The sequence below is a fragment of the Streptococcus sp. 2020WUSS089 genome (assembly GCF_044427405.1).
Lineage (GTDB): Bacteria > Bacillota > Bacilli > Lactobacillales > Streptococcaceae > Streptococcus > Streptococcus hashimotonensis.
The window spans coordinates 66,906-92,215 of sequence record NZ_JAOTGD010000007.1 but is presented as its reverse complement, the minus strand read 5'-3'; the positions used below and the strand labels follow the sequence as shown (position 1 = coordinate 92,215).

The following is a 25,310-nucleotide window of genomic DNA, read 5'->3' as shown; positions in this document are numbered from 1 at the left end:
TGCACGTTTGGTTCGTCTTCTTTAATTTTCAAAGGTCTTGTTCGTTATCGCGCTCTCGCGACAACTATCTTAGTTTATCATTTCTTAGAAACTTTGTCAACACTTTTTTGAAACTTTTTTTCGTTTCGCTGTTGACTAGTTCCTCAAGAGACAACTCAATTATTCTATCATCTTCTACTGGACTTGTCAACACTTTTTCGAAACTTTTTTTCATTCCGCTACTGACTAGCCCCTCAAGAGACAACTCAATTATTCTATCACGACTTACTATACATTGTCAACCGGTTTTTGGAGATTTTTTTGGATTTTTTAAATACTCTCTATTCTCCCAGTTCGTGATTCCCTTCTTATAGTATCCGTACGGACATGCTCTCTCGTACAATCCCTAATATCAATCCAAGTTTAAATGTTCGACCTTGGAAAAATCTCCCACATCAATACACAGTTCATTTTTGACACGTTCCTTCTTTGTTAACCTTTCAACAACAATGTGAAGAGCTATATAGTTGATATTCTTTCCTGTTTATTATGTAGCTACCGAATTTGCTCCTCATCGACTTTATAACTAGGCTATTTTCCAAAAACAAAAGTCGCTAGATTTTTCTAACGACTTTGTTATTATACGCGTTCAACTTTGCCTGATTTTAGTGCACGTGCTGAAGCCCAAACTTTTTTAGGTTTACCATCAATCAAAACAGTTACTTTTTGAAGGTTTGGTTTAACTGCGCGTTTAGTTTGGTTCATAGCGTGTGAACGGTTGTTACCTGATACAGTCTTACGACCAGTGAAATAACATACTTTAGCCATTGTATCTTCCTCCTCATTTGATCAAATATATCGGATGTGCTAGCACCACATACCATACTATTCTAACAGAAAAGATTGGACTTGGCAAGAATTATTTTCACTTTCTTTTTTTAAAAGTATCTATACTCATAGGTAAATATTTTAATACTACAGTTTGCGCACCATCCATAATTCTTCATTCTCTAAGCTATTACAGTCATGAAAACTTTGGAGCGGTTTATATTTTAATTGTTCTCTGCTCACTTCTATCGTAGATTTCTTCATAGCGAAGAACTAGATCAAACTCAATCAACTACATAACAAAAAGGATTCTCGAAAGAAAATCCTTTTTGGTTTAATCTATGAATCTTACGCTTTGTTTGCTTGAAATCCGAGATTTCTTCGCAGTTACATTAAGCTTTGTTCGCCGAACCGAATACGTCGATACGCTCTTCAACAGATGCTTGGATAGCTTTCACGCCGTCTACCAAGAATTTACGTGGGTCAAAGAGTTTTTTCTTATCGTATTCTGCTTCGTTTGCTTCATAAGCCGCTGCAAACTTACGAGTTGCGTTTGCAAATGCGATTTGGCACTCAGTGTTTACGTTAACTTTAGCAACACCCAATTTGATTGCTTCTTGAATTTGTGTATCTGGAATACCTGAACCACCGTGCAATACGATTGGGAAACCTGGTACAGCTTCAGTCAATTTACGCAAGTGGTCAAGGTCAAGACCTTCCCAGTTTGCTGGGTATGGACCGTGGATGTTACCGATACCTGCTGCCAAGAAGTCAATACCAGTTGCAACCATTGCTACTGCGTCTTCAATTGGAGCCAATTCACCAGTACCTACGATACCATCTTCTTCACCACCGATAGTACCAACTTCAGCTTCAACTGAGATACCTTTAGCGTGCGCTAATTCTACAACTTCTTTTGCTTTTGCAAGGTTTTCTTCTACTGGAAGGTGTGAACCGTCAAACATGATAGAAGTGTAACCAACTTCGATACACTCAAGTGCATCTTCGTAGTGACCGTGGTCAAGGTGAATAGCAACTGGAACTGTAATGTTCATTGATTCAATCAAGTTAGCAATCAAGTTGCGAGCTACTTTGTAACCACCCATGTACTTAGCTGCACCCATAGAAGTTTGGATAAGAACTGGAGCTTGTTTTGCTTCTGCTGCACGCAAGATAGCTTGAGTCCACTCAAGGTTGTTTGTGTTAAATCCACCAACTGCATAACCGTTGTCACGCGCTGCTTGGACAAATTTTTCTGCTGAAACTAATGGCATTTCGATAGCCTCCTAATATTTTTTGAGGTTGCACCTCATACTCTTCTATTCTACCATTTTTATTTTGAAAATGCTAGTTGAAACCGTCTAGTTTTGAGAAAACTTTCACATATCTTTTCATGAAAGCCATAATAATGCCTGCTTCGTATCATTCTTGTAATTTATGAACTAGCATATATCGTGCTCTGCGCTTATCTAGACAAAGCAAAAGGACTAGCCTTAGCTAGTCCACTATGCGGAGAGTGGGACTTGAACCCACACGACCTAAAGCGGTCACAGGATCCTTAGTCCTGCGCGTCTGCCAATTCCGCCATCCCCGCTTAACACAAGAACTAGTATATCATTAGGAACTAGCCTTGTCAACACTTTTTTTGAATTTTATTTTTTATTTTTACCTTTATTTTTACTTTTTTTGCCAAAACGTATTGATTTAGCCGATTCTTTTGCAATATTCTACTATATATAATGCTTAAAACCATCTAGACAATGATGCCATATGGGGCTCGTATTTCGTATTTTCTCCTATAAACACTGTCATCTTTTTCGTTTCTTTATATAAAATATAAAAGAAGATTGAATAATACCAATCTTCTTCTATAATAATTACACTTATTTTTCATTCTCCATAGCTGCCGAAACAAAGGCTGTATACAAACCTTCAGGGCGATTAGGACGAGATTGTAGTTCTGGATGATATTGGCAGGCAACGAAGAATTTATTTTCTGGAATTTCAACAATTTCTACCAAACGGTTGTCTGGTGACACGCCTGAGAAAACAAAACCTGCTTTTTCAAATTGTTCACGGAATTCATTGTTAAACTCATAACGATGACGATGGCGACGTTGTACAACTTCTTGATTATCATAAGCAGCTGCAGCCTTGGAGCCACGTTTGAGCTTGCTTGGATAAAGACCTAAACGGAGAGTTCCTCCTAAATCTTCTACTCCAATTTGATCACGCATGATGTCAATAATTGGATATTTGGTTTCTGGGTCTAATTCAAAGCTGTTAGCACCTTCTAAACCGAGAACGTGACGAGCAAATTCTACACAGGTCAGCTGCATTCCCAAGCAGACCCCTAGCATTGGCACGTCATTCTCACGAGCATAACGAATGGCTTGTATTTTCCCTTCGGTACCACGTTGTCCAAAGCCACCAGGAACGATAATTCCTTGTGCTTGTCCTAGACGTTCAGCTACGTTTTCTGCTGTCAAATCATTTGCATTGACCCAATCCAATTCGATAGCAGCATCATTTGCATATCCTGAGTGTTTTAGAGCTTCAACTACAGAAATATAGGCATCTTGTAATTCTACATACTTACCAACTAAAGCAATTTTTACTTTTTTCTGGAGATTAAGAACCTTATCTACCATTGCTGTCCACTCTGTCATATCTGCTGGAGGTACGTCGAGTTTCAAGTGATCGCAAACAATTTGATCCATGTTCTGCGCTTGCATATTTAATGGGATTTGGTAAAGATGTTCGACATCCAAGGACTCAATAACTGCTTCTGGAGCGACATCACAGAATTGTGCCAGTTTATTTTTAATTCCTTGTCCAGCAGGCTGCTCTGTCCGAATTACCAACATATTTGGCTGAATACCTAGACCACGCAACTCTTTTACAGAATGTTGTGTTGGCTTGGTTTTCATTTCGCCTGCTGCTTTGAGGTAAGGCAAGAGTGTTGTATGGATATACATAACATTGTCTGAACCGACATCTGCCTTCATCTGACGAAGCGCTTCAAGGAATGGCAAGCTTTCAATATCACCTACTGTGCCACCCACTTCCGTGATGATGACATCTGCATCTGTAGTACGAGCTGCACGCTTGATTTTGTCTTTCAAAGCATCTGTAATGTGTGGAATAACTTGAACTGTCGCCCCTAAGTATTCCCCTTTACGCTCTTTACGGAGGACTTCGCTATAAATTTTACCTGTTGTAACATTTGAATATTTGTTCAGGTTAATGTCGATGAAACGCTCATAGTGCCCAAGGTCCAAGTCGGTTTCTGCACCGTCATCCGTCACAAAAACTTCACCGTGTTGATACGGACTCATTGTTCCCGGGTCAATGTTGATGTATGGATCAAATTTTTGGATTGTTACCTTGAGACCTCGGTTCTTCAATAAACGACCTAGACTGGCTGCTACAATCCCTTTGCCGATAGAGGAAACAACACCACCTGTTACAAAAATATACTTTGTCATGCAAACTCCTTTTCTACGATTCAGGCTAATAGGAAGCGATTTGTGGGGATACTTCCTGTTAACTTGAAGAAAAAACAAAAATAGCTCCCTATCGCTAGGGAGCTCCGACCTCAAAAGAGGTGCCCGATAATATCTTATCGTAATTTGGTAGTCTTGTCAAATTATTTTTAAGAACCTATGGGGATATAATTCTTATTCGTCGACGACCTCTTCATCTGAATACTCGTCGTCATCTTCACCTAAATCAACATCCTCTTCATCCAATTCGTCATCTGGGATAATTTCGTTGATTTCTGAATCATAGGACTCAACTTCATCTTTTTCGTCATCTGGATTTTCATCATCGTATTCTGATGATGCACTACCCGGATAGTTGTCCTCATCTTCTGGATCGTCATGTCCATAGTCAATCGCATCCTCATCACCGTCCATGAAGGCATTGACACGTTTCTTCTTGCGTTTTGGTGCATCTTCATCATCTTCTTCAAGAGTGATCACTTCTTCGTCAATCTCATCGATTGCGTACCAAGAACGTAAGCCCCATTTGTTTTCGCCAAGTGGAATGAAGCTTCCATCCACATTCAAATCAGAATAGAAGGTTGGGAGGGCTGCGCGAATCTCGCTGTTTGATTTTTCAAGGTAGTTTTGAATTTCATTGACCAAGTCGTTGAAATACATTTCGTTGTCACGTCCACGTTCTTCCAAAATAGCACGGGCTACTTCAATCATGGAAAGTTCGCTTTTTTCTTGTCCTGCAAATACGTTAAGTTCCAAGGCTGTTCTCCTTTTTTGTCTTTCCTTTCTATTTTACGCTAAAAAAGGCAAATAGTCAAAGATAATCTTTATCGTTTTTCTGTAAAAAAACACCTGCAGAGCTCAACGCTACAGGTATTTTGTTTACTATACTTGTTCTTCTAAACTTGGAAGGGAGATGGTCCGTTTGACCCCATCCTTATCTACAAGTCGAACAACTTTGCTTGTTGCATCATATTCGAAAGCTTCAAAAGAAACTTTGTAACGGTCTGAGAGCGTGACCAAACTTTGTTCAAAGGTTTTGAAGTCCATGCCAAACTCTTCTGCTCTTCGTTTTAATTCTTCTGTAAACTCGTCAATTTCCTCAGTTTCTTCAGAAATAATTTCTTCATCACTTTCTTCCGTCTCTGTTTCTTCTGTTGATTCAGATGGTGTACTTGGTGTAAATACTCCCCAGCCATCGTCTGAAACAGGGCGTTCTTGTGGATTAGTCATGTAGTATTTAACCGTTGCTAGGAAATCTTCTAAACTATACCCTTCAGGACTTCTTGCACTGCCTTGGTCAAACCATTTAAAGGATACATAGTGATAGTGATCTTGATGCGGAATTACCAGAGTCCCGTTGCGTACTTCGGTCGCATAGCCAGCATTGTAGGTCAGTGCTTCGAAAGGAACAACTTTCTTCGCTTCAACTCGGTTGTAAATTTCCTCTGCTGTTTCTTTGGCAACTTGTGGCTGTTCTGGCGTTGTTGTCTCGCCTGCAGTTGTTCCTGTTTCAGTTGGTGCAGGTGTTGACGGTGAACCAGAATTAGATTTCTCACGTTGAGCCACCATAGCCTCTGCTGGGATTAACTCGCTTAAGTAATTCAAATCACTCTTGTTAATCCGACGGTAACCATCTGTAATCACACGTGGGATGCGATAGTTATCCGTACCTATTTTCACTTTTGGATCTAATAGGTCTGCCGGATCAAAAATATAGCCGTCTTTCGTTGTATATTTTCCTGCTGCCTTAGCTTCTGCCAATTCTTCTGCTGAGTGAACAATTTGCCAATTTTTCAAACCTGCACGTTTCTCAATTGGTGTGACATTTTTCGCCAATTCTTCTGCGTCTCGTTTATCAAGAAGAGTTTGTACAGCATCCAATTCTTCTTTAGATAAATCTTTCTTGGAAATTGAACGCAGAGAACCACCTGTCGCTCTTGGTAGACTGAATGCTTGACTAAAGACAAAACTTGCTGGATCTAGTACGTCTTCCGCCGAGAAGATATAGCCATCATTTGTTGCAAATTTCCCTTTTGCACGTGCATCCATGACTTCTTCTGCGGTGTGAATGATTTGCCAATTTTTCAAGCCTAAGCGGTTTGCTTTAGGTGTTGCATTTAGAATTGGGGGAACAAGATCCGTTGCTTCTCCATCACCATGTCCACTTGTAGTCCAAGCAGATGGACGAATTTCAGGATGTTGCATGATATAGCGGATCGTTGCAATTTGTTCCTTACTCAACCATGTGTAAGGTAGGACGTGGATGTGATCAATGTGTGGAATAATAAAGGATTGTCCAGTATCATAGGTTGCATTCGCTCCCTTCATCGGAATTTGATCCATACCGACCAACATGGCTGGCTTAAGATCTCCTTCTGCAAGCGGTGCAATATCAAAGATATACTGCTTATCTTTTTCTGCCAAAGTCAACTCAGCAAAAGAGATTTTCATCAAATCTAGTTCGTCACGACCATACGTATACGTTTTTCCACCTACTTCCATTTCATAAACAACTTTTCCAGCCAACTTACGTTTAGCCGTTACTTGTTTGTATTCAAATGCAGGGCGATTTTCTTCTTGAATTGGTTTTACAGGTTTTGAATCGTTCCCTTGACTTGGTGTTGTGGGTTTAGCATCGTTTCCTACTTGTTCAGATGTTTTCGGTGGCACTTGTTTGCCTGCCTTCTCATTAACCCACTCCTCTACTTGCTTGATTTCAAAATCTTCGAGTTCGCCAAAACCAACATAATGGAAATGATCTCCATGACTAGCTATCAACCCTTGATCATCAACTGAGGTAATAGAGGATTTGCTAAAGATGTATCCATCACTTGTAAAATATGCCTTACCATCTAACCCTTTTCCATAAGCAGGAATTTGACGTCCCATATAGGAAACTACTTTCCCTGTTGACTGCTTCGGTTGTGTTGGTAATACTGGTTGTGTAGGCGATACCGGTTGCGTTGTAACCGTGCCGATTGGTGTTACTGGACGATTTGGTTGTGTCGGTGTGTGTTGGGAGTGACTTGCTTGTGCACCAGAAGAAACACCTGCTCCATTTACACCGATCATTCGAGAAATCTTCTCTTCTAGAGGAGACATCTGGCTGTATGGGATAAAGTGGTAATGGTCGCCGTGCGGAACGATGACACCTGCTGCTGTTTTCTTCGTAATCGTTCTTGGGTCAAATACCAATCCATCTGCTTCTACATGGCGTTGAGATAGCGGCGTTGCATCCAATTGAGCCAATAAACTAGCCAAATCCTGACCTTGCCCCGCACTAATTGTTGTCTGTTGAACTCTATTGTTTCTATCGCCATATTGACTACCACTAGCCGAGCTCACGCTTCCTTTTTGATTCCAGTAATCTTGTGCAGCCTTCAATTCGGCAGCTGATAAATCTTTTTTAGGAATAAAGTGGAAATGGTCGCCGTGCGGAACGATAAAACCATCTCCCGTGTCTTCAATAACATCTGTCGGATTAAAGACATAGCCATCGTCTGTTCTGTAGCGGCCATCTTTACTATTTCCTGCCGCCTGATTCTTACTGTCAGCAGAAGAGATTCCTTTTTGCCGCTCCACTTCTTCTTTGCTACGAACATTTTTATGTTTGCTAGGGTCTTTTAGATAGAGATAGTATTTCCCATCAACTTTTATGACGTAGCCATCCTGGACTTCATTGATGATGTGACTATCTTGTAAAACATAGTTCGGGTCCTTCATGACCAATTCTTCACTAAAAATCGCATCAAAAGGGACTTTACCATTATAGTAGTGGAAATGGTCGCCGTGTGATGTCACATAGCCTTGATCAGTAATTTTAACGACTATCTGCTCAGCGTCAATATTTTCCTTGGCAGAAATTTGATCAGGTGTTAATTGTTCAGCAACGGTAGTTTGTACACTTTGACTATCTTCAATATAGGACACACGATTTTTTTGTTCTTCCATCGCTTGGAAACGTCCAAGCTGATAGCTACAGAGACTCATCCCTAAAACAAGGGCGGCTACGGAGCCAACAACTGCTTTTTTCTTCATTTTTTCTCCTTCCGGTCGATAGAATTCGGCCTTTTATTTTAACTCTTGAGCTAATGTTTCTAAGACTTGCTCTAGATTTTCTAGATAGGTTAAATTATTTTCTGGATCTGCTTCAAGAGGATCCAACACTTTTAAGTCCACACCTGTCGAACTCGCCAATGCCTTGGCAAGCTTATCCGAGGCACCTTTTTCTGTAAAAATTGTTTGCACATTATAGGCGTCAACAAATTCTTTAATTTCCGCCAACTGTCTAGGGCTTGGTTCCTCCTCTGAAACTCCTGCGATTCCCAACTGCTTCAACCCGAAGCGTTGCGCAGTGTAAGAGAAGGCTGTGTGTTGAGTGACAAATGTTTTTGATGTGGCTTTTGAAAAGATTGGGCTATACTTGTCTGCCAACTTTTGCGCCTTTTCCTCCAAGGTTGCGGCATTTTGACGATAATAATCCGCATTCTTAGGATCACTTTCTGCTAAAAGTTCACCAATCGCAACAGCTTCCTGACCAACCAAAACTGGATCCAGCCATGTGTGGGGGTCATATAAACTAGCTTCATCAATCCCTTGACCAGCTTCCATGTCTTCTAAGCCTGGAACCTTTGTCAGCGGTAAATTAGTCGAAGCCTCCAAAACCTTGACAGATGAACCTTGCAAATTAGGTTCCAAACGTCCTGCCCAGGATTCCAAAATTCGCGAATGATAGATAAAAACATCTGCATCGTATATGGCCTTTATGTCCGCAGCCGATGGTTCATACGAGTGTATGCCCTGTCTTGAGCCAATCATTCGAACATCATTTTTGCTCCCAGAAACTTCCTTAACCAGTGAATAAATTGGGTAAAATGAGGTGACTATTTTCATTCCTGGCTGTACTTGACTCGCTTCCTTCTGAGCCGAGCAAGCTGCTAAAACAAAACCGAATAAGGCAACAAAACAGCCCCTTATCACTTTCTTTAACATAACTACCTCCTTTGTTAACCAGTTAACTATATCACAATAACATTAACCAGTCAAGTATTTTTTAAAAAAAAGATAAGACTTTCTTTTTATAAGCCAGTCTTACCTTTACTTAAATGAATTGTTTCACTCGTTTGATCTCTCCCCATTCACGCTTTCTCTTTTTATATCCAATAAAACTTGTCAGACGGACAATATTCAATACCCAATGCAAGAAAAAGTATCTGAACAAGGTTGCCAGGAAGGCTTTACACAAATCCATAGGCCCAATAAATAAATCTTGCGAGTAGACGCGTTGCAAAAATGATGCAAAGGTGATTAGTGAGCAAAAAGCACTATAGAGGAAAAAGAGCGATATGAAAAATGAGATGTTTAGTTGATGATAAATCAATGAAAGTAGAATCACGAAACAACCGAAAGTCTCTATAAACGGAGCTAAAAATTCAAATAGCATATAGTAAGCATAGGAAAAATATCCCACCGCCCCAAAACGAACTCGTGATAACATTTTTCGGTATTTTTTTAGACATTGATAGAGCCCCAAGAACCAGCGACGGCGTTGTTTGCATAAATCACCGATAGAGCTCGGTGCTTGACTCCAACAAATGGCGCTGGTTTCATAGCAGATTCGATAAGGAATATTGTTATTTCTACAGAAATAGTGCAATTTCATGACTAGCTCCATATCTTCTCCCAGCGTTTGCCTATCATACCCCCCAACTGCTATGACATACTCCTTGTAAAATAACCCAAAGGCACCTGATATGATGAGATTGGATTGCAAATAGTCCAATAAAATTCTACTCCCTAAAAAAGAACAGTCATATTCGATAGCTTGTAAACATGGGAGCACCGACCACGGCAACTGGTAATTGCTGACCTCTCCGTCAGTTATTCGTACCCCTTGTGAAACTTGGACGACTCCACCAACAGATATGACATTCTCCCATTTCTGCATGGGACGGACGAGGTTTTTCAGAGAGTTTCTTTGTAACATCGAATCTGCGTCGATACACAAAAAATATTCGTGCTTGGCTGCGTTGATACCGAGGTTAAGAACATCCCCTTTGCCTCCATTTTCTTTTTCAATCAATGTCAGACAAACAGAACCAAACTCTTGTTCTGAGATTCTGTGATAAGGATGACAAGAAAGCTTGTAGTCAATTTTTCGTTGACTGTCCTTCATCTGAAAATACTCGCGAACCAGTTGTGCTGTTTGATCTTTAGAACCATCATCTAATACAATGATTTCATAGATAGGATAGTCCAATTTCAATAAGGATTCTATGGTGGAAATAATGGTAACTTCCTCGTTGTAAGCTGGGACCAATATAGATATTGGTGGATAATTGCCCTCACGTTCCTCTAGCTTCCTCCGTCGCTTTCTATAGCGCTCATGGAGATGAATACCTCCTGTCACTACAGAAAGCAACAAAAAGCTTGCGTACAACACCAAGTAAGTCAAAAATAAGAAGCGTGAAATTGTTAAAAAAATGCTTAACCAAGTCATCCATGTCCCCTTCTAATCAGCGCTTACGCTCGACCATTTGTGGTTTCTTATAAAAAAGTCTACGTTTGATAATATAAGCCATATTAAAGATTAAAATAGCAATGCAAATAATAATATAAAAGTACAACACATTATGTATCATTTCTCTTCCTCTTTCCAATAGTCTTTTAGCATGGTGTATGAAGTTTTTAGAACTCCTTCTACGGTAGGTCTATTCCATTTTTCCAAGCGATAGTTTTCCATCCGAATATACTCCCCTTTTTTCCACTCACCTAAACCAAGCTGGATAGAATCAATCGCTATCTCCGAAACACCATAATGTTGATAATAGTCATCGTGTATCCTTCCTTGTGAGGGATTTGAAAAATTCAACAATTGCCACGGAATCCGAATTTCTATAACCTTCTCTCCAAAGTAAATATCCGCCTGCGAATCAAACTCTTTTGCTCCCCTCTGACTGTTTCCAGAACGTAGCCGTCCCGTCTCATAAAGCGGATTCCATTTATCTTCTCGTTCGGCTTTTTCCAAGTCTTCAAAAATCCGATTGTGTTTCAATACAAGCGATGCCGTTGTAAAGTGCGATGAATCTTTGTTAGGAATGTCAACAAATGGGTCACTTCCGCTTGTTTGTTTGAGATAGTTAGCTCGAACCGCATCATATCTCTCCTGAACCAATAAACGGCTGTTGCTTTCCCCATCTATAGCTAGGAGAAAATCTGCTCTCCCTAAGAAGTGTACTCTTTCATCCTTCCATTCCATACTGCCGGTCTTCGGTGTAATATCAATAGGAATCAGCCACCGATTTGCACCATCGGTCTTTACGGCAGTCTTTTGAATAGCTAAATATAAATAACTTTCATCCCCATCAACAAGTAATTTATTCCCGTTATTTTCAGTAATAGCTTGCTTTTTCCACTCCTCAAGCGAGCCATCAAGACTGTGATTCTTTACTCGATTTTCAAACGCAATCAAGCCGAAGCCTTGATTATTTGATTGAGCATCTCCCCATTGGAAACGGCTGTGCCGGTCTGTTGTAAATGCTGTATTCCAAGTACGAGCACCCCAATCATCTTGCCAGGACTCAATGATTCCTCCTACAGCACCTGTCTTTAAAAATGCTCGAAAATCCCTAATCAACATTTCTCCCTGCTGTGTTTCTGTTAGGGGTCCTTCTATATCTCCTTGATTCAGGGCTGTAATGGCTCTAGAAGTCGAATAACCATAGCCAGAAATCAAGACAGGAACTTGATGATAGCGCGTTAAGAGACCGACATAATTTTCTGGGTAGTTTTCTTTTTTTATTTTTGTAACATCTTCTATCGAAAGACTTGGATTTTCCCCAAGGTAATCAAGTGCTTTGGGGTGATAGTCCAATAATTGATAGGAAGCAAATACGCCTGTTCTTAGGCGATCGCTTACCGATAGATTTTCAACGTTCAATTGAGCATATTTTGAAGCTTGCGCTGCGAAGGGTTTTCGATAGATAAATGGGTCTGTTAGGGTCGAACTGGCAAAACTCACCAAGTGTTGCCAGCCATATTTTTTAGTCTCATAAACAACCATTTCATCCAATACTTCAGCTAACATCGCCTCAAAAGCCGTGGCAGTCTGACCCGTACTGATATACTCCCCCTTATAAGAAGTCTGCTTCACTTGATGATTGGTATAAGCGACTGTCGAACCATTCCATTGGTCACCAACGATAAAACCAAGCACCCATTTGGAAACATCTTTCCGATAGTAATGACTCCCCAAGTCAGTATTCCAGACTTTTCTTCGACCATGGATGACATCAACGGCGTCTTTTACATCCTCCAATAGTCGTCCTCGATATTGGGGATGGTAGGCATCAATAGCTGTATTATCTCGAACATCGTCCACTCGAACCCCTTGCAAAAGATAAAGCGGCTTATCTGACTGACGATTGTGCTTATCCAAGGCAACATAAAAATCAACATCCATAATCGTTTTTACACGAATGGTATTGGCTCCCATGTCTGAGATGCTCTTCATCCATGACAGGTAACGTTTCTCTCCAATAGCAAAATCATTTTGATGGTAGCCAGCTATGCCACTATCTATTGTTACCCCTTTGACAATAAATGGATGCTCTCCCCCCTTTGTTTTCCGTACCAATTCCTGATTGCGAACCTGGAAAGTATAGTTAATAGTCTCTTCCGAGTACACCTTAGGGATATACAAACTCCCATCAAAATAATACAAATAATAACCAACCGTCAATATGCAAACCAGTATACTGACAACTATCAAATACTTTTTCATAGCCCCTCCTAATAATCGACTAGCGTATTTGTATTTTTGGATGGAGCACAGTATTGATACAAGGTTTCAATATGCTCATCCAACCACTTCCCACGATCTTCAATAAAGGCTTTTACAACATGCACAGCTTCTTCGTAACTTGCTTGATTGCGTTCATAGGGCTGGAGATAGTTATGTTCATCCATTTTTTGCAACTGAAAGACGTAACCCCATTTATCATTATTTCTTTGAATGGCTGGCCCTAAAAATTGAACTGTCTTATCAATATGATCGTGAAGACGTTTGGTATTGAGCAGATTTTTGCGTAGTTGATGGTACTTATGAACGACTAAATCGATAAACTCCTTATCCTTGATCATCATGCTAAACCACGGAACCTCCAGCATCGAGAAACCTGCTCGATCGTATTCTACATCGCTGTGGTTATCAAATGCGTTGTTAAAATCCCATACAGCAATCTTCATTTTATCTCGCAAATCCTTGTAGAGATAGGTGGAGAATATTCCTGCATCCGTATTACGGAAGAATTCATTGATAACGAAATAGGTCGCAAAAGCATTCTTATCTACGTAGTGCCCGTACTGTTTTAAATCGTAGGAGTATAGGATTCTCTCAATCTTACTAATATCCTGCTGGATAAAGTCTTTTTGAGCATCTGTTATTTTTCGGACATTTGGATAGCGAATATCTAGCGATGACTGATCTGCTTGATAGGTATAGCCAACATAGTTATCGACTGGATTTTTTGCCTTGTGCGGTCGGTCCCAAACAGCAATATATGATGTTTTCAAGGAGCGTTTGTCACTTTTTTCAATAGGGATTCTATGCACTCCCTGTTCTATACTCTCAACAATTAAATACAAACCTTGGTACTCTCCGTTAATCATCACTTCACTATAACGGACATTGGGAGCATACTCCATCAATTCGCCAGCTAGGTTATAGGATATATAATTTCTCAGCAGACTCCTATCCAAAAATGGACCATGCAAGACCCACTCGGACTCCTTTGGCATTCCCGCAACCGTGTGCTCTACATCCTCTCCTTTTTTATCGACAAAACGTAGTTTAATTGATTTCTTATCAAAATGCCGAGAGGAATTGCCACGATACGCTATCTCCGCCAACGTTTCAACACGCGCCCCATCCCCGACACGGTTTACTTCATCTAATTTATCGTACAGCCGAACAGTTCCTCGTACAGATTGTTGTCTTGTTCCACCTTCATTTTCTCCTCTTTCTAGAGGAACTACCTTCCCATCCAGAGTATCAATTTCAATAATCGGTAGGTGGCTGGCCAAGTGCTCAACTGGACTCACTGGTTGGGCAGATAGAGAAACTTTATGATGGTAAAATCGTTCTTTATGCTGTTTTAGATCTAGCATCCGTAGACTAAAAATACCAAGCAGCAACCCGATAAAAACTAAGTAATACAGTATTTTTTGTTTCATAGATATTATCCATTGATGTCATCACTTTGAGTCACGACATTAAAATAGTCTACCTCCCCCAACTGATAGACTTGTTCAACTAAGCTATTATCTGCTGAATAGTATTTGTCGTAAACACGCCGATTGACCTCAAAAATCAGCTCCAACATATCTGCTTTTGTATTTTTTACACGTTGAACAACATGTCCGTTAAAATACTGGAAGAAGAGTCCTTCCAAAGGAACTTCTAACTCTCGATTAGCTCGTACAATTAATAACATCCGATTTTCGTTTTTAACCCTTCCCCAGATGAGAAGCAGCAAGAAAATCACACTACTTCCAATCATTGCCACTATATAATCTCCGACACCACAACAGATTCCAACTACAATCGTCCAAAAAATATAGGTTGTATCACGAGAATCCTTCACTGCTGTCCTAAAACGAACCACCGAAAGCGCACCAACCATACCCAAGGACAGTGCCACGTTATTCCCAATAACGGTCATAACAGTCGCAGTCAGTACCGTCAGTGTCATGAGCGATATGTTAAACTTTTTACTATAGGTCGTTCCAGCATGCGTATAGGCATAAGAAACGTAGATAACTCCTCCTAAAATAGCTGCCACCACAATATGCATAATCATATCTTGGATTGTCAATGTTCCATGTTGTTCTAAAATATTTCGTAATAAATCTTTCATCTATCTTCCCTCTTAAAATCTATAATGTTTACTGATCATTCTTCCCATACAATATTTACTAGCACTCAATTCACTGCCATCCACCTCTGCCAACAAATCTTTGATATGCGACAATAGAAATCCATTGTACTTTACTTCTAAAATTACCAGATGAGGATCCAACAAACTGTATTGCAGCAGATGGTTATTAAAGATGTCGTAGGATGCTTCTGTCCCGCGTACTTGAAAATCAAATGTGATTCGAATATCGTTTTCAGGAGAAATAAAAGCTTTCCGACGGTATTCAATAATCGTCTTAGGTTTGTAACAGTACTGGTTCATACGGCAATAAAGTTCCGTCGCCAATTTATCTGGATAGGTCAATAATACTGATGTGTTCCCTTCAATTAATGACATCGCATCACTTTTTGTCATCAAAAGAGAACGTTTCCGCTGATTATCTCCCTGCTTCTGCTTCAACTCTAATTTGGCATTTTGCGAACCTTTTCCATAATTCCTTAAGCGAATCTTCCGACGATTTTCAAGACCATCTTCTTTTTCCTGCCAATCAACATCCTCTAAAGAATCAAAATAGAGGGAACGTACACAGTAGCCATCTTCTTTTCCATAGCTATCCACTTTTAGTATTTTTTCTAACTTTCCGCTCAAATAATAATACATTTCTAACGGAAGTAGATACTTCTTCTCCTTCCGCAACACTTCATTAATCAAGCCATGTCACTCCATTCCTTTTGCCATTTTCTATAATAAAAAATACAATTGTATAGTTGTTTTATGATTATAGTATAGTTCTTTGCTATTTTCTTGACAACCCTTCTACTCAAAAAAACATATAAACTACAGGGATGTGTATTTTGTCTATGTTACGTTACCTCTGCTTCAACATCCCTCCCTCTCCTAGCACTCACTTCCTCAAAACAAAAAAACCCGATCAAAATCGAGTTTTACAAACAAGTTGTTTCAATATAGCCTATCATCCTAGATGACCATCGTTTTAATTATCAACGAAGCCATTTGCTTCATTTTTTATAATTTGAATGTATTTATAAATACTTACTTCTGACATTTTGAAAGCTGTAGCCACCTGTGGAATAGCATCTTTGAAATCAAAGAAACCTTTTTGATACAAGGAACGTACAACTGCTATTTTTTCTGTTCTTGATAGTTTGAATCGCTCAACATCTTTCCCATGTGTTTCTTGTTCAATCGCAGCCTCAATCATACTACCAGCAGTTGTATAGAAATTTTCAACGATATTTGGTTCTTCATGTTCTACTTGCTCATTAGCCAGTTCTTCATTGACATCTTCCAAGGCCGACTCGAACAAGCGCTTCAAGGTTAGCATCTTCGATTTATCAGCATTGACACAAATCATGCCGAGCAACTCACCAGTATCATCTTTTATAAAAAAACTAGAGGAATACAATTCCTTCCCGCCCAAAGTTTTTGTACGATAATTTACCAGATAATCCTTTTCCTTATACACCTTCGACTGGAGTACATCCAACACAAAATCCGTTGCCGGAGCACCAATATCACGGCCGGATAAATTATTTTTTATATAAATCAACGAGTGATCTAGTCCCTGCGAAAAGTCTTGTAGCACAACTTCGGTCTTCTTCCCCAAAATTTGAGCCAAAAAATCAACCAAGGGAATATAGTGATTTAATTTTGAATTCATACTCATATCCAGACTCCTTATACATTACTTGTATCACACCAGACTGAAAATCGCAAATTTTTAACACGAACACACCAAATTATAGATTGTTTCCGAATAAATGGCCACAATCCGCAGTATATCTTCCACTTCCATGTATTCATTCGCCTGATGCATGGTATCTTCCCTATCTGGAAATAGCGCACCGAATGCAACTCCTTCTTCCATCAGACGAGCATAGGTAGCTCCTCCAATAACCAGCGGAGCTTCTTGTCCACCTGTTTGGTCTCGATAAACTTCTTGCAGACATTGAACCAGCTCAGATGACGGAGAAACAAAATGTGGGCTCAACTTCTCATATCCAGCCACTTGGAAACATTCTCCCAGTTTTGATGCCACCAAAGTCTGAATCCTAGAGAATTCAATCCCTTTTGGATAACGGCAATCACACGAAATCAGCCCTCCAGCTTCTTTGGTGTAAGATACCTGACCAACATTGACTGTCAATTTACCCATCTCTGGATCCTGATAAGCAATTCCGAAATTTTCCCCAAATGAATCTTCATGGCAGTCAGCCAATAATGATAGAAAATCTTGTTGATTTATAGGAGCTCGCGAGTAAGTATCCAAAAAACGAGCCAGGTAGGTTGCCGCATTTTCCCCTAAAAATGGTTTGCTACCATGAGCGGATTGCCCAAATAATGTCAGGGTAACATTCTTCTCCTGTCTGCATACTTCACCAGCAATTCCAGAATAGTCATTTATAAAACGATAAAATGCTTGGGATATTTTTTCAGGCTCCTCTGCTTCAAGTACTGCAACCGCCTTGTCAGGAACCATATTCACCTGCACACCGGCATGAAATTCTTTCAGATAAAAATCAGGGCGATTCACACTACCGGTCGTGATTTGCAAAATACTAGTCCCCTTTTCACCATGTATAACAGGGAAATAGGCATCAGGAACCCAACCAACCTTGGGAAAACTACGGTATTTTTGATAAGCCTTCATACATTTCCATTCGCTTTCTTCATCACTTCCAATGATAAAACGAACAGTCTTCTTTGGGCTTATTCCTAACCGTTGCAGTATTTTTATTGCAAAGATGGCACAGACCAACGGCCCCTTGTCGTCCAATACTCCTCGACCGTACAATCTTCCATCTCGCAAAGTCGGTACAAAGGGATCTGACAACCACCCTTCCCCAACGGCAACAACATCAACATGCCCCATAATCCCAATAACTTCATCAGAGCTTCCCCAGTCTGCTTGAACAACCAGATTATCGATTATCTCTGTTTTCAGCCCTGTCTCATTCAATAATGTTTCGACCGCATATAGGGCACGTTTGGGGCCTGGTCCGACCGGACACTCCTCGCTCGCTAGACTATCGTCTCGAACAGAGTTAATACTCACCAAGTCACAAATATCTTGTAACAACTCCTCTTCATACTTCTTTATTTCATTTAACCAATTCATACTAACCTCTTATCTAAAAATAAAAGAACCAGATGGGAAACTCCCTATACTGGTCCTTTATACCTTAAGCAAGTGCTTGTTCAAAATCTGCCAGTAAATCTTCGACATCTTCAATACCGCAAGATAGGCGTAGAAGACTATCACTAATCCCTTGTTCAGCTCTTTCTTCTTCACTCAAACAAGCATGGGACATGGTTGCTGGATGCGATAGAATGGACTCTACACCACCTAGACTAACTGCTAAAATCGGTATCTTAATCATCTTAGTAAAGGCTAACATATCCTCTTTTGAGTAAAATTCAAAGGAAAGTACCGCACCGCCATTTTCAGCCTGTCGCATCTGTACAGAATGATTTGGATGATTGACCAGACCTGGATAATGAACTTTTTTTACTTTTGGATGAGAAACTAAATAGTCTGCAATTGTCTGCGCATTGTGTACAGATTGCTTCATCCGAAGCCCCATTGTTTTCATACCACGCAAAATCAACCAGGCATCCTCGACACCAACAATTCCTCCAAAATTTTTTTGGAATAGTTTCAGCTTATGATAATATTCTTCGTTGTTCGTTGCAATCAGTCCAGCAACAACATCGCTATGGCCATTGATAAATTTCGTTACACTTTCAACAACAATGTCCACACCTAGTTCCAACGGCCTCTGATACAAGGCTGTCATGAAGGTATTGTCAATAACGGAAATCAAGCCATTTTCTTTAGCCACTTCAACCAAGGCACGAATATCTACTACCTTTAATAAAGGATTTGAAGGAGTTTCTATATAGAGCATCTTCGTCTGGTCCGTTATCACCTTACGAACCTGGTCCAAATCAGCCATATCTACGAAACTTGTTGAAATGCCATATTGTGGCAAGATCTTCGTAGCAAATTGACACGTTCCACCATACACCTCAATAGGAAAGATGACATGGTCCCCAGCTTCCAATAACATCAAAACATTTGATATTGCGGCCATACCCGATGCAAAGGCTATCGCAAAGGTGGCTTGTTCTAAGCAAGCTAAGCCACTTTCTAACGCATCCGTTGTCGGGTTCGAAAAGCGTGTGTATAAATACTTTTGATGGTCACAATACAATTCTGAATTATGAAAAGTTGAGGTTTGATAGATAGGAATCGAGGCCGCCCCTGTATATTCATCTAACACTGGATAACCATGTAACAACCTTGTATTGTCTTTCATTCCCTATACCTCCGCAATTGCTTCAATCTCTACAAGTGCTCCAAAAGGCAAGCGGCCTACTTCAAAAGCCGTTCTAGCAGGGTAGTCCCCATCAAAGAAAGTTTGATAGACAGCATTGAAACTTGCAAAATCCTCTATATTGTCTAAATAGACTGTTGTCTTGATAATATTTTTCATGGAAGATCCATTATCTTCTAAAATAGCTTGCACATTCCGCAACGACTGCGCAACTTGCCATTCGATTGATTCTGGCTGATCAATTTTGCCTGTTTCAACATTAATTGGTAGTTGTCCTGATGTAAAAATCAAATTTCCTACCTTACTAGCCGCAGAATAACTTCCTACCGCAGCTGGAATTTTTTCACTTGAAATACGTTCTACCATATTCAATTCCCCTCTTTGATTCCCCTTTTAGTTAGTCGCTGTAGCAACTTTTGTTTGACTATTTTTCCAAATCATCAGCACAATCGGCAAGATAACATAGCCGATAACCATAGCTGTGATTGCAAATACATTGGCTACGACCTCACCATTTTCCAAGGTGATGGTAAATTGTTGAGCCCAGCTAAATTTATAAAGCAATAATAATGTAAAGGCTAGTGCAAGACCTGGAATGAAGACATCAACAACTGGATTTTTCTTAACATCTTGCAATGCTTCTCCCCGTTCTTTGCCCAAATAGAAAATGATAACTGCCAATGGTACGATGATAAATTGAATAAAACGTGAAATTGAGCTAAGGACAATGATACTGCTCATATTGAAACCGAAGGCCATCGGTAATAAAATAGCAATCCCAATCGTGATAAGGAATGAAGTCAGTGGGAAGCCATTTTCAGTACGTTTTGTAAAGGCACTTGGAATTTGTCCCTGCAAGGCCATCGCTTCCAAAATACGAGGCGTGTGGAAGGAAGCTGCCACATTGATACCAAACATAGAAACTAAAGCACCTATTACAATCATACTACGAATAATATTATTGTCAAATACTTCTGCCAAGGCTACAACTTCCGTAGTAGAAACAATCGCTTCTGGGTTAATCATCATAGCAACCCCAACAATACCAATATAAATAGCCGCCACAATAGCAATTGCCAACGGGATCGCTCGTGGTAAGTTTTTCTCTGGTGCTTCCATATCCTCAGAACCACTCGCTACACTTTCAAAACCAGTAAAGGCATAGAAAGCTGCAATAATCGCCATACAATAAGCACCCATGTCTAGATTGGAACCCAAAGGTTCGCCTGCACTGTTCATAATGGAACTAATCGTACCGAATTGGTTAACATTGCCAAATAAGACAATAGCCAAGCCAACAACGATTGTCGTCACCAAAGCGCCAACTTTTCCGATAGTAGAAAGGTTATTGATGACTTCAAAAATTCTTGTACCGAATATATTTACAAGTAAGAGTACCGCCATCAAACAGATAAATCCGAGAGTGATATAGGTCATATTTGTATTATCCAACCCAAATATACCAAGGACAGTTTTTACTACCGCAGTCCCCATAACACCCCAGGCAATACTTGCTGCAATATAGCGAGTAATTCCGACATAAAAACCAACATTATCTCCGAATGCTGCCTTGGCATAGGCATAGGCTGCACCACCTTTAGAAACGTACTTAGCCGCTGCTGCAAAAGTAATCGCAAGTACTGAAGCAAATACTGCTGCCAGTAAATAGACCAGCAAGGCTTGTTGCCCCGTAGAAGCAACTACCGTACCTGGTGATAGGAAAATTCCCGTCCCGATAACGGAATTAATAGTCAGCAATACGATGGAATAAAAACCTAATTTCTTTTTCATGACCTTTTCCTCCTACTCTCAAACGGCCATTTCATATAAAATCTTTTCACTTGACATACCTTGCGCTGCTTCAACCAAGGCTTTAAAGAGACGACACATACCCGCATCGCAATGGTGTAACATTTCAGGATGCCACTGCACACCAATCATAAAAGGATAGTCAGTGCTTTCAATCGCTTCAATCACACCATCTCTTGCTCTCGCTACAACTCTGAAACCATCTCCCACCTTACGAATCACTTGATGATGGAAAGAGTTCACCATCACTTTTTTCTCTCCCAGCACGTGATAAAGTACAGAATCTTCTTCAATCTCGATGGAGTGAGTTGCTAAGTCTGGATGATGTGCTTGCCAATGCTTGATTGTCACACCTTCCGCATAGGATAAATCTTGCCAAAGGCTACCACCGTGTGACACATTGATGATTTGACATCCACGACAAATCCCTAAGATTGGAATTCGCTTTTCTTTAGCTTTTTGTAAAAGTTGACTGTCGAACCAATCGCGCAATGGGAAAATATCCCCTAATTTCTGATCTGGTTCTTCATCATAATTCAAAGGATTGACATCGTGCCCCCCTGAAAGAATTAATCCATCAATACTACCAATATAGCCATCAATGACTGTCTCATCTTGACTAATCGGAATAATGAGCGGAATCCCTCCGCTACGTATAACAGAGTTTACATAATCTTCATTTACATAAGCTCTATGATAACCAGGAAACATCCCTCCTGAATCAACGATAATACTCGCTGAAATCCCAATAATCGGCTTAGAACACTTTGATTCCATAGCCATCCTCCTTGTTTTATAAAATATTATATTTTTTTATAATCAAATTATAATACAAAAAGAAAACGATTACAATACTTTTTTATAAAAAAATATATTTTTTTATAAAAAAGTATCATATCGCATTAAAAAGATGATTAAACAAAAAAACCCGACCAGAGTCGAGTTTTCCAAATAATTATTTTACAGTTGCAGTGCTTGTGATCACTTCAACGGCTTTCTTCACAGCGATGTCGTGTTTAAGCATTTCTGGTGAAAGCAAGCTACGAACTTGTGCCACTTCCATCTTATAAGTTGCTGCCAAGTCTTCGATTTCTTTGTTGATTTCTTCTTCAGTTGCTTCGAAACCTTCTGCTTTCGCTACTGCTTCAACAACCAAGTTTGTCTTAGTGCGTTTTTCAGCATCTGCTTCGTATTGTTTATGAAGGTCTTCACGAGTTGTACCAGTGATTTGGAAGTACATATCTGGTGAGATACCTTGTTGTTGCATACCACCCAAGAATTCATTGATTGCACGATGAACTTCTTCGTGGATCATTTCTTCTGGCAATTCAACGATTTCAGCGTTTTCTACAGCCAATTCAAGAGCTGCTGATTCAACTGCATCGTCAAAGGCAACTTCTTTTGCTGCTTCCAATTCTTTACGGTACTTAGCTTTCAACTCATCAAGTGTTTCCACTTCTTCGTCGATGTCTTTTGCCAACTCGTCATCCAAAGCTGGAACTTCTTTTGCTTTTACTTCGTGGATTTTTGTCACGAAGAGGGCTGGTTTACCAGCAAGGTCAGCTGCTTGGTAGTCTTCTGGGAAAGTCACTTCAACGTTTACTTCTTCACCAGCTGCGTGGCCTACCAATTGTGCTTCGAAACCTGGGATGAATTGACCTGAACCAAGTCCAAGTGAGAAGTTCTCACCTTTACCGCCGTCAAATTCAACGCCGTCGATTGAACCTACAAAGTCGATGACAACTGTGTCGCCTTCAGCTGCTGGACCTTCTTTGATGACCAATTCAGCCAAGTTGTTGCGTTCGCGTTCGATTTTTGCATCTACTTCTTCGTCAGATACTTCTTTAGTTGCTTCTACTGAAACTGCCAAGTTTTTGTAGTCACCCAATTTTACTTCAGGTTTTGTCACAACTTCAGCAGTGATTGTCCAGTCTTGACCTTTTTCCATAGATACAACGTCGATTTTTGGTTGTGCAACGACTTCAAGACCAGCTTCAGCAACTGCTGCTTCATAAGCTGCTGGCAAGAGTGCATTTACTACATCTTGGTAAAGTGCTTCTTCACCGAATTTTTGGTTGAAAACGGCACGTGGCAAGTGACCTTTACGGAAACCTGGAAGATTGATATCTTTCTTAACTTTGTTGAAAACGCGGTCCAATTCTGGTTTGATTGCATCTTGACCAATTGTGAAAGTCAAAACGCCGCGGTTTGTTTCTTTTGCTTCAAATGATACAGACATTCTGTCATTCTCCTTAAAATTTTATTGCATACTCTTCATTATACCACAAATGACAAGGATTTCAACGATTTTATAATGGACTTTCGGGAAATGGCAGAGCTGGAAGCTAATCTTCTAATCTGGTTGTTGTCCGTCGTGGGTCAGCCACTTGCAGTCTGTCAAGCTCATTTCGGAAAAGACCGCTTCAAAAGAAGAATCTTCTGGCGAGCAGGCATAGATTCCAAAATGGATTTTACCACTGCCTTCATGTAAGTGGCAAATCCGCATCTGCTCAAAATGGATACCGTCTTTGGAGTTTTCAATGCAGAAATCACTACCCCGTCGGCTCAAACGGTAATAGATAGACTTGACAGAAGCAGGTATTTCCTGAGTTGCCCAGTCTGAAAAGCCGTGATTGGTCACGACACTGCCCAAGTGCTGAAACTCCTCATTTTCATATTCAATCGAGCCCTTGATCCAGTTTTCCGAATCCTGATAAACCACGACACCACACTGGTCAAAGCGGGTATGACTATTGGAAAAATCTGTCCTAACCGTAAAGGAGAAATACTCTTCCTCCGTATCCATCAAGAGCAGGGGAGCATTGTCATTGACAAAATGGTAATAGGTCTTCTGCCACAAGTCCGTGTGAGCTTGGGTTGTGATTCTGATTTCCTTATCTGAGATCTGGTAGTTTTCTGGTTCTCGTACCCAGTAAAAATCTTTTGTATTCATTTGATTTCCTTTCGTTTTAAACTGTCTAACCAGTCACCGATTGCTGCTTCTGCCTGTCTTGCCAAGTTTTCCTGCTCTGCATTGACCACTTGGAACATATCCGTCGTCGCCCCAGTCAAGCCTTCGGGGTTGTTGGACTCAATGAAACTATGGACGGCTTCTGGATAGTCGATGACATCCACTGTGCGACCTGCTTCTTTCATGTCTTCCATAAAGGGCTTGGCCTTTTGGGAAATGGGGTCCTGACCTGCCAAGACAAGAAGCGTTGGTGGGAAATACTCCCCTTGATTTGCCACAGAAAGCCCCGTCGTCCACGGATATGCCATAATCAAACCTGCCAAATCAAACTGTTGCTTAGCCAATAATTCGCTAGCAAGGGCTGCATAGTTGGCACCTGCGGAGTAGCCGATAATGGAAAATTGAGTCGGATCCACTCCGTAAGTGGCCTTTTCCTTAGCAAAATACAAGACCGTGTCCTTAATTTCCTCTGCTCCGTAGGAAATGGGTTGCAGGTCTGCCTTGGTATAATTGACCGTTACAATGACAGCCTGCCATTGATCCGCCAGTCGCTGACTTTGCGTGTCCAGCACATCCGCATCTCCTCCGACAAAACCGCCACCGTGGACATTGACTACCAAGGGAAGCGGAGTTTGGCTTGCCTCACTTGGACGGTAGAGATTGACACGAACAGGCTCTTTTCCAGGTCGCTCAATCATCAACCGCTCTCCAATCAGCTGACTGTCAGGCTTCACCAAGACTGCTCGGTGGGCCTGATTGCTTGCACGATAGGACTGCAAGAAAACAGTAAAACCGACCAGCAAGAGCAGACTAAGCACTGTCCAGAGGGACAAGAGGATAAATTGGATTTTCCATTTTCTAGGTAATTCTCTAAACTTCATCTTATCCCACCATTACCTGTATCAAGGACCCCAGGGTCAGCCAAAAATAGAGGACGAATAAC

20 protein-coding genes and 1 tRNA gene are annotated in these 25,310 nt (G+C 40.5%); all 21 read right to left on the bottom strand.

Annotated features, from left to right (window positions below; all coding sequences use genetic code 11):
* Nucleotides 1-618: 618 nt before the first annotated feature.
* Nucleotides 619-807 (bottom strand): 50S ribosomal protein L28, encoded by a 189-nt coding sequence (rpmB, locus tag ODU46_RS07075; protein WP_001140948.1) that lies wholly within the window; start codon nucleotides 805-807, stop codon nucleotides 619-621.
* A gap of 392 nt (nucleotides 808-1,199) precedes the next feature.
* On the bottom strand, nucleotides 1,200-2,081 hold the full coding sequence (locus tag ODU46_RS07070; RefSeq protein WP_398579437.1) for a class II fructose-bisphosphate aldolase: 882 nt from the start codon (nucleotides 2,079-2,081) through the stop codon (nucleotides 1,200-1,202).
* A gap of 234 nt (nucleotides 2,082-2,315) precedes the next feature.
* Nucleotides 2,316-2,401, bottom strand: a tRNA-Leu gene (locus ODU46_RS07065).
* A gap of 289 nt (nucleotides 2,402-2,690) precedes the next feature.
* The gene (locus tag ODU46_RS07060) at nucleotides 2,691-4,295 is read right to left on the bottom strand and encodes a CTP synthase (RefSeq protein ID WP_105119881.1); all 1,605 of its coding nucleotides are present in this window, start codon (nucleotides 4,293-4,295) and stop codon (nucleotides 2,691-2,693) included.
* Nucleotides 4,296-4,487: 192 nt separating this feature from the next.
* The gene (gene rpoE / locus ODU46_RS07055; protein ID WP_014637475.1) at nucleotides 4,488-5,069 is read right to left on the bottom strand and encodes a DNA-directed RNA polymerase subunit delta; all 582 of its coding nucleotides are present in this window, start codon (nucleotides 5,067-5,069) and stop codon (nucleotides 4,488-4,490) included.
* A gap of 126 nt (nucleotides 5,070-5,195) precedes the next feature.
* On the bottom strand, nucleotides 5,196-8,351 hold the full coding sequence (locus ODU46_RS07050; protein ID WP_398579436.1) for a pneumococcal-type histidine triad protein: 3,156 nt from the start codon (nucleotides 8,349-8,351) through the stop codon (nucleotides 5,196-5,198).
* A 33-nt stretch (nucleotides 8,352-8,384) separates the two neighbouring features.
* On the bottom strand, nucleotides 8,385-9,305 hold the full coding sequence (locus ODU46_RS07045; protein WP_114866209.1) for a metal ABC transporter solute-binding protein, Zn/Mn family: 921 nt from the start codon (nucleotides 9,303-9,305) through the stop codon (nucleotides 8,385-8,387).
* A gap of 109 nt (nucleotides 9,306-9,414) precedes the next feature.
* Complete coding sequence (locus ODU46_RS07040; protein WP_398579435.1) at nucleotides 9,415-10,812, bottom strand: glycosyltransferase; 1,398 nt, start codon at nucleotides 10,810-10,812, stop codon at nucleotides 9,415-9,417.
* Between the two features lie 138 nt (nucleotides 10,813-10,950).
* Complete coding sequence (locus ODU46_RS07035) at nucleotides 10,951-13,095, bottom strand: hypothetical protein (protein ID WP_398579434.1); 2,145 nt, start codon at nucleotides 13,093-13,095, stop codon at nucleotides 10,951-10,953.
* Between the two features lie 8 nt (nucleotides 13,096-13,103).
* Nucleotides 13,104-14,546: a CotH kinase family protein gene (locus tag ODU46_RS07030; RefSeq protein WP_398579433.1), complete on the bottom strand. Its 1,443-nt coding sequence runs from the start codon at nucleotides 14,544-14,546 to the stop codon at nucleotides 13,104-13,106.
* Nucleotides 14,547-14,551: 5 nt separating this feature from the next.
* Complete coding sequence (locus ODU46_RS07025; RefSeq protein WP_024384678.1) at nucleotides 14,552-15,229, bottom strand: DUF4956 domain-containing protein; 678 nt, start codon at nucleotides 15,227-15,229, stop codon at nucleotides 14,552-14,554.
* Nucleotides 15,230-15,241: 12 nt separating this feature from the next.
* Nucleotides 15,242-15,937: a polyphosphate polymerase domain-containing protein gene (locus ODU46_RS07020; RefSeq protein ID WP_395326828.1), complete on the bottom strand. Its 696-nt coding sequence runs from the start codon at nucleotides 15,935-15,937 to the stop codon at nucleotides 15,242-15,244.
* A gap of 286 nt (nucleotides 15,938-16,223) precedes the next feature.
* The gene (locus ODU46_RS07015) at nucleotides 16,224-16,910 is read right to left on the bottom strand and encodes a transcriptional regulator (RefSeq protein WP_024406471.1); all 687 of its coding nucleotides are present in this window, start codon (nucleotides 16,908-16,910) and stop codon (nucleotides 16,224-16,226) included.
* A gap of 60 nt (nucleotides 16,911-16,970) precedes the next feature.
* Nucleotides 16,971-18,368 carry a dipeptidase PepV gene (gene pepV, locus ODU46_RS07010; RefSeq protein WP_398579432.1) on the bottom strand — a complete coding sequence of 466 codons (1,398 nt, stop codon included), beginning with the start codon at nucleotides 18,366-18,368 and terminating at the stop codon, nucleotides 16,971-16,973.
* Between the two features lie 64 nt (nucleotides 18,369-18,432).
* Nucleotides 18,433-19,569, bottom strand: a complete 1,137-nt coding sequence (locus tag ODU46_RS07005) for a PLP-dependent aspartate aminotransferase family protein (protein WP_208542084.1) — start codon at nucleotides 19,567-19,569, stop codon at nucleotides 18,433-18,435.
* A 3-nt stretch (nucleotides 19,570-19,572) separates the two neighbouring features.
* Nucleotides 19,573-19,953, bottom strand: coding sequence for a Rid family detoxifying hydrolase (locus ODU46_RS07000; RefSeq protein ID WP_024384683.1), 381 nt, complete (start codon nucleotides 19,951-19,953; stop codon nucleotides 19,573-19,575).
* 27 nt (nucleotides 19,954-19,980) lie between these two features.
* Nucleotides 19,981-21,378 (bottom strand): APC family permease, encoded by a 1,398-nt coding sequence (locus ODU46_RS06995; protein WP_105115771.1) that lies wholly within the window; start codon nucleotides 21,376-21,378, stop codon nucleotides 19,981-19,983.
* Between the two features lie 18 nt (nucleotides 21,379-21,396).
* Nucleotides 21,397-22,173 carry a gamma-glutamyl-gamma-aminobutyrate hydrolase family protein gene (locus ODU46_RS06990; RefSeq protein ID WP_024384685.1) on the bottom strand — a complete coding sequence of 259 codons (777 nt, stop codon included), beginning with the start codon at nucleotides 22,171-22,173 and terminating at the stop codon, nucleotides 21,397-21,399.
* 178 nt (nucleotides 22,174-22,351) lie between these two features.
* Nucleotides 22,352-23,635, bottom strand: coding sequence for a trigger factor (tig, locus tag ODU46_RS06985; protein WP_024406467.1), 1,284 nt, complete (start codon nucleotides 23,633-23,635; stop codon nucleotides 22,352-22,354).
* Nucleotides 23,636-23,749: 114 nt separating this feature from the next.
* Entirely contained in the window at nucleotides 23,750-24,349 is a 600-nt protein-coding gene (locus tag ODU46_RS06980) for a DUF1349 domain-containing protein (RefSeq protein ID WP_398579431.1), read from the bottom strand.
* A complete protein-coding gene (locus tag ODU46_RS06975; protein WP_398579430.1) occupies nucleotides 24,346-25,248 on the bottom strand; it encodes an alpha/beta hydrolase in 903 nt (300 codons plus the stop codon). Before ODU46_RS06975 ends, ODU46_RS06980 begins: the two co-directional genes overlap by 4 nt.
* Nucleotides 25,249-25,310: the final 62 nt, after the last annotated feature.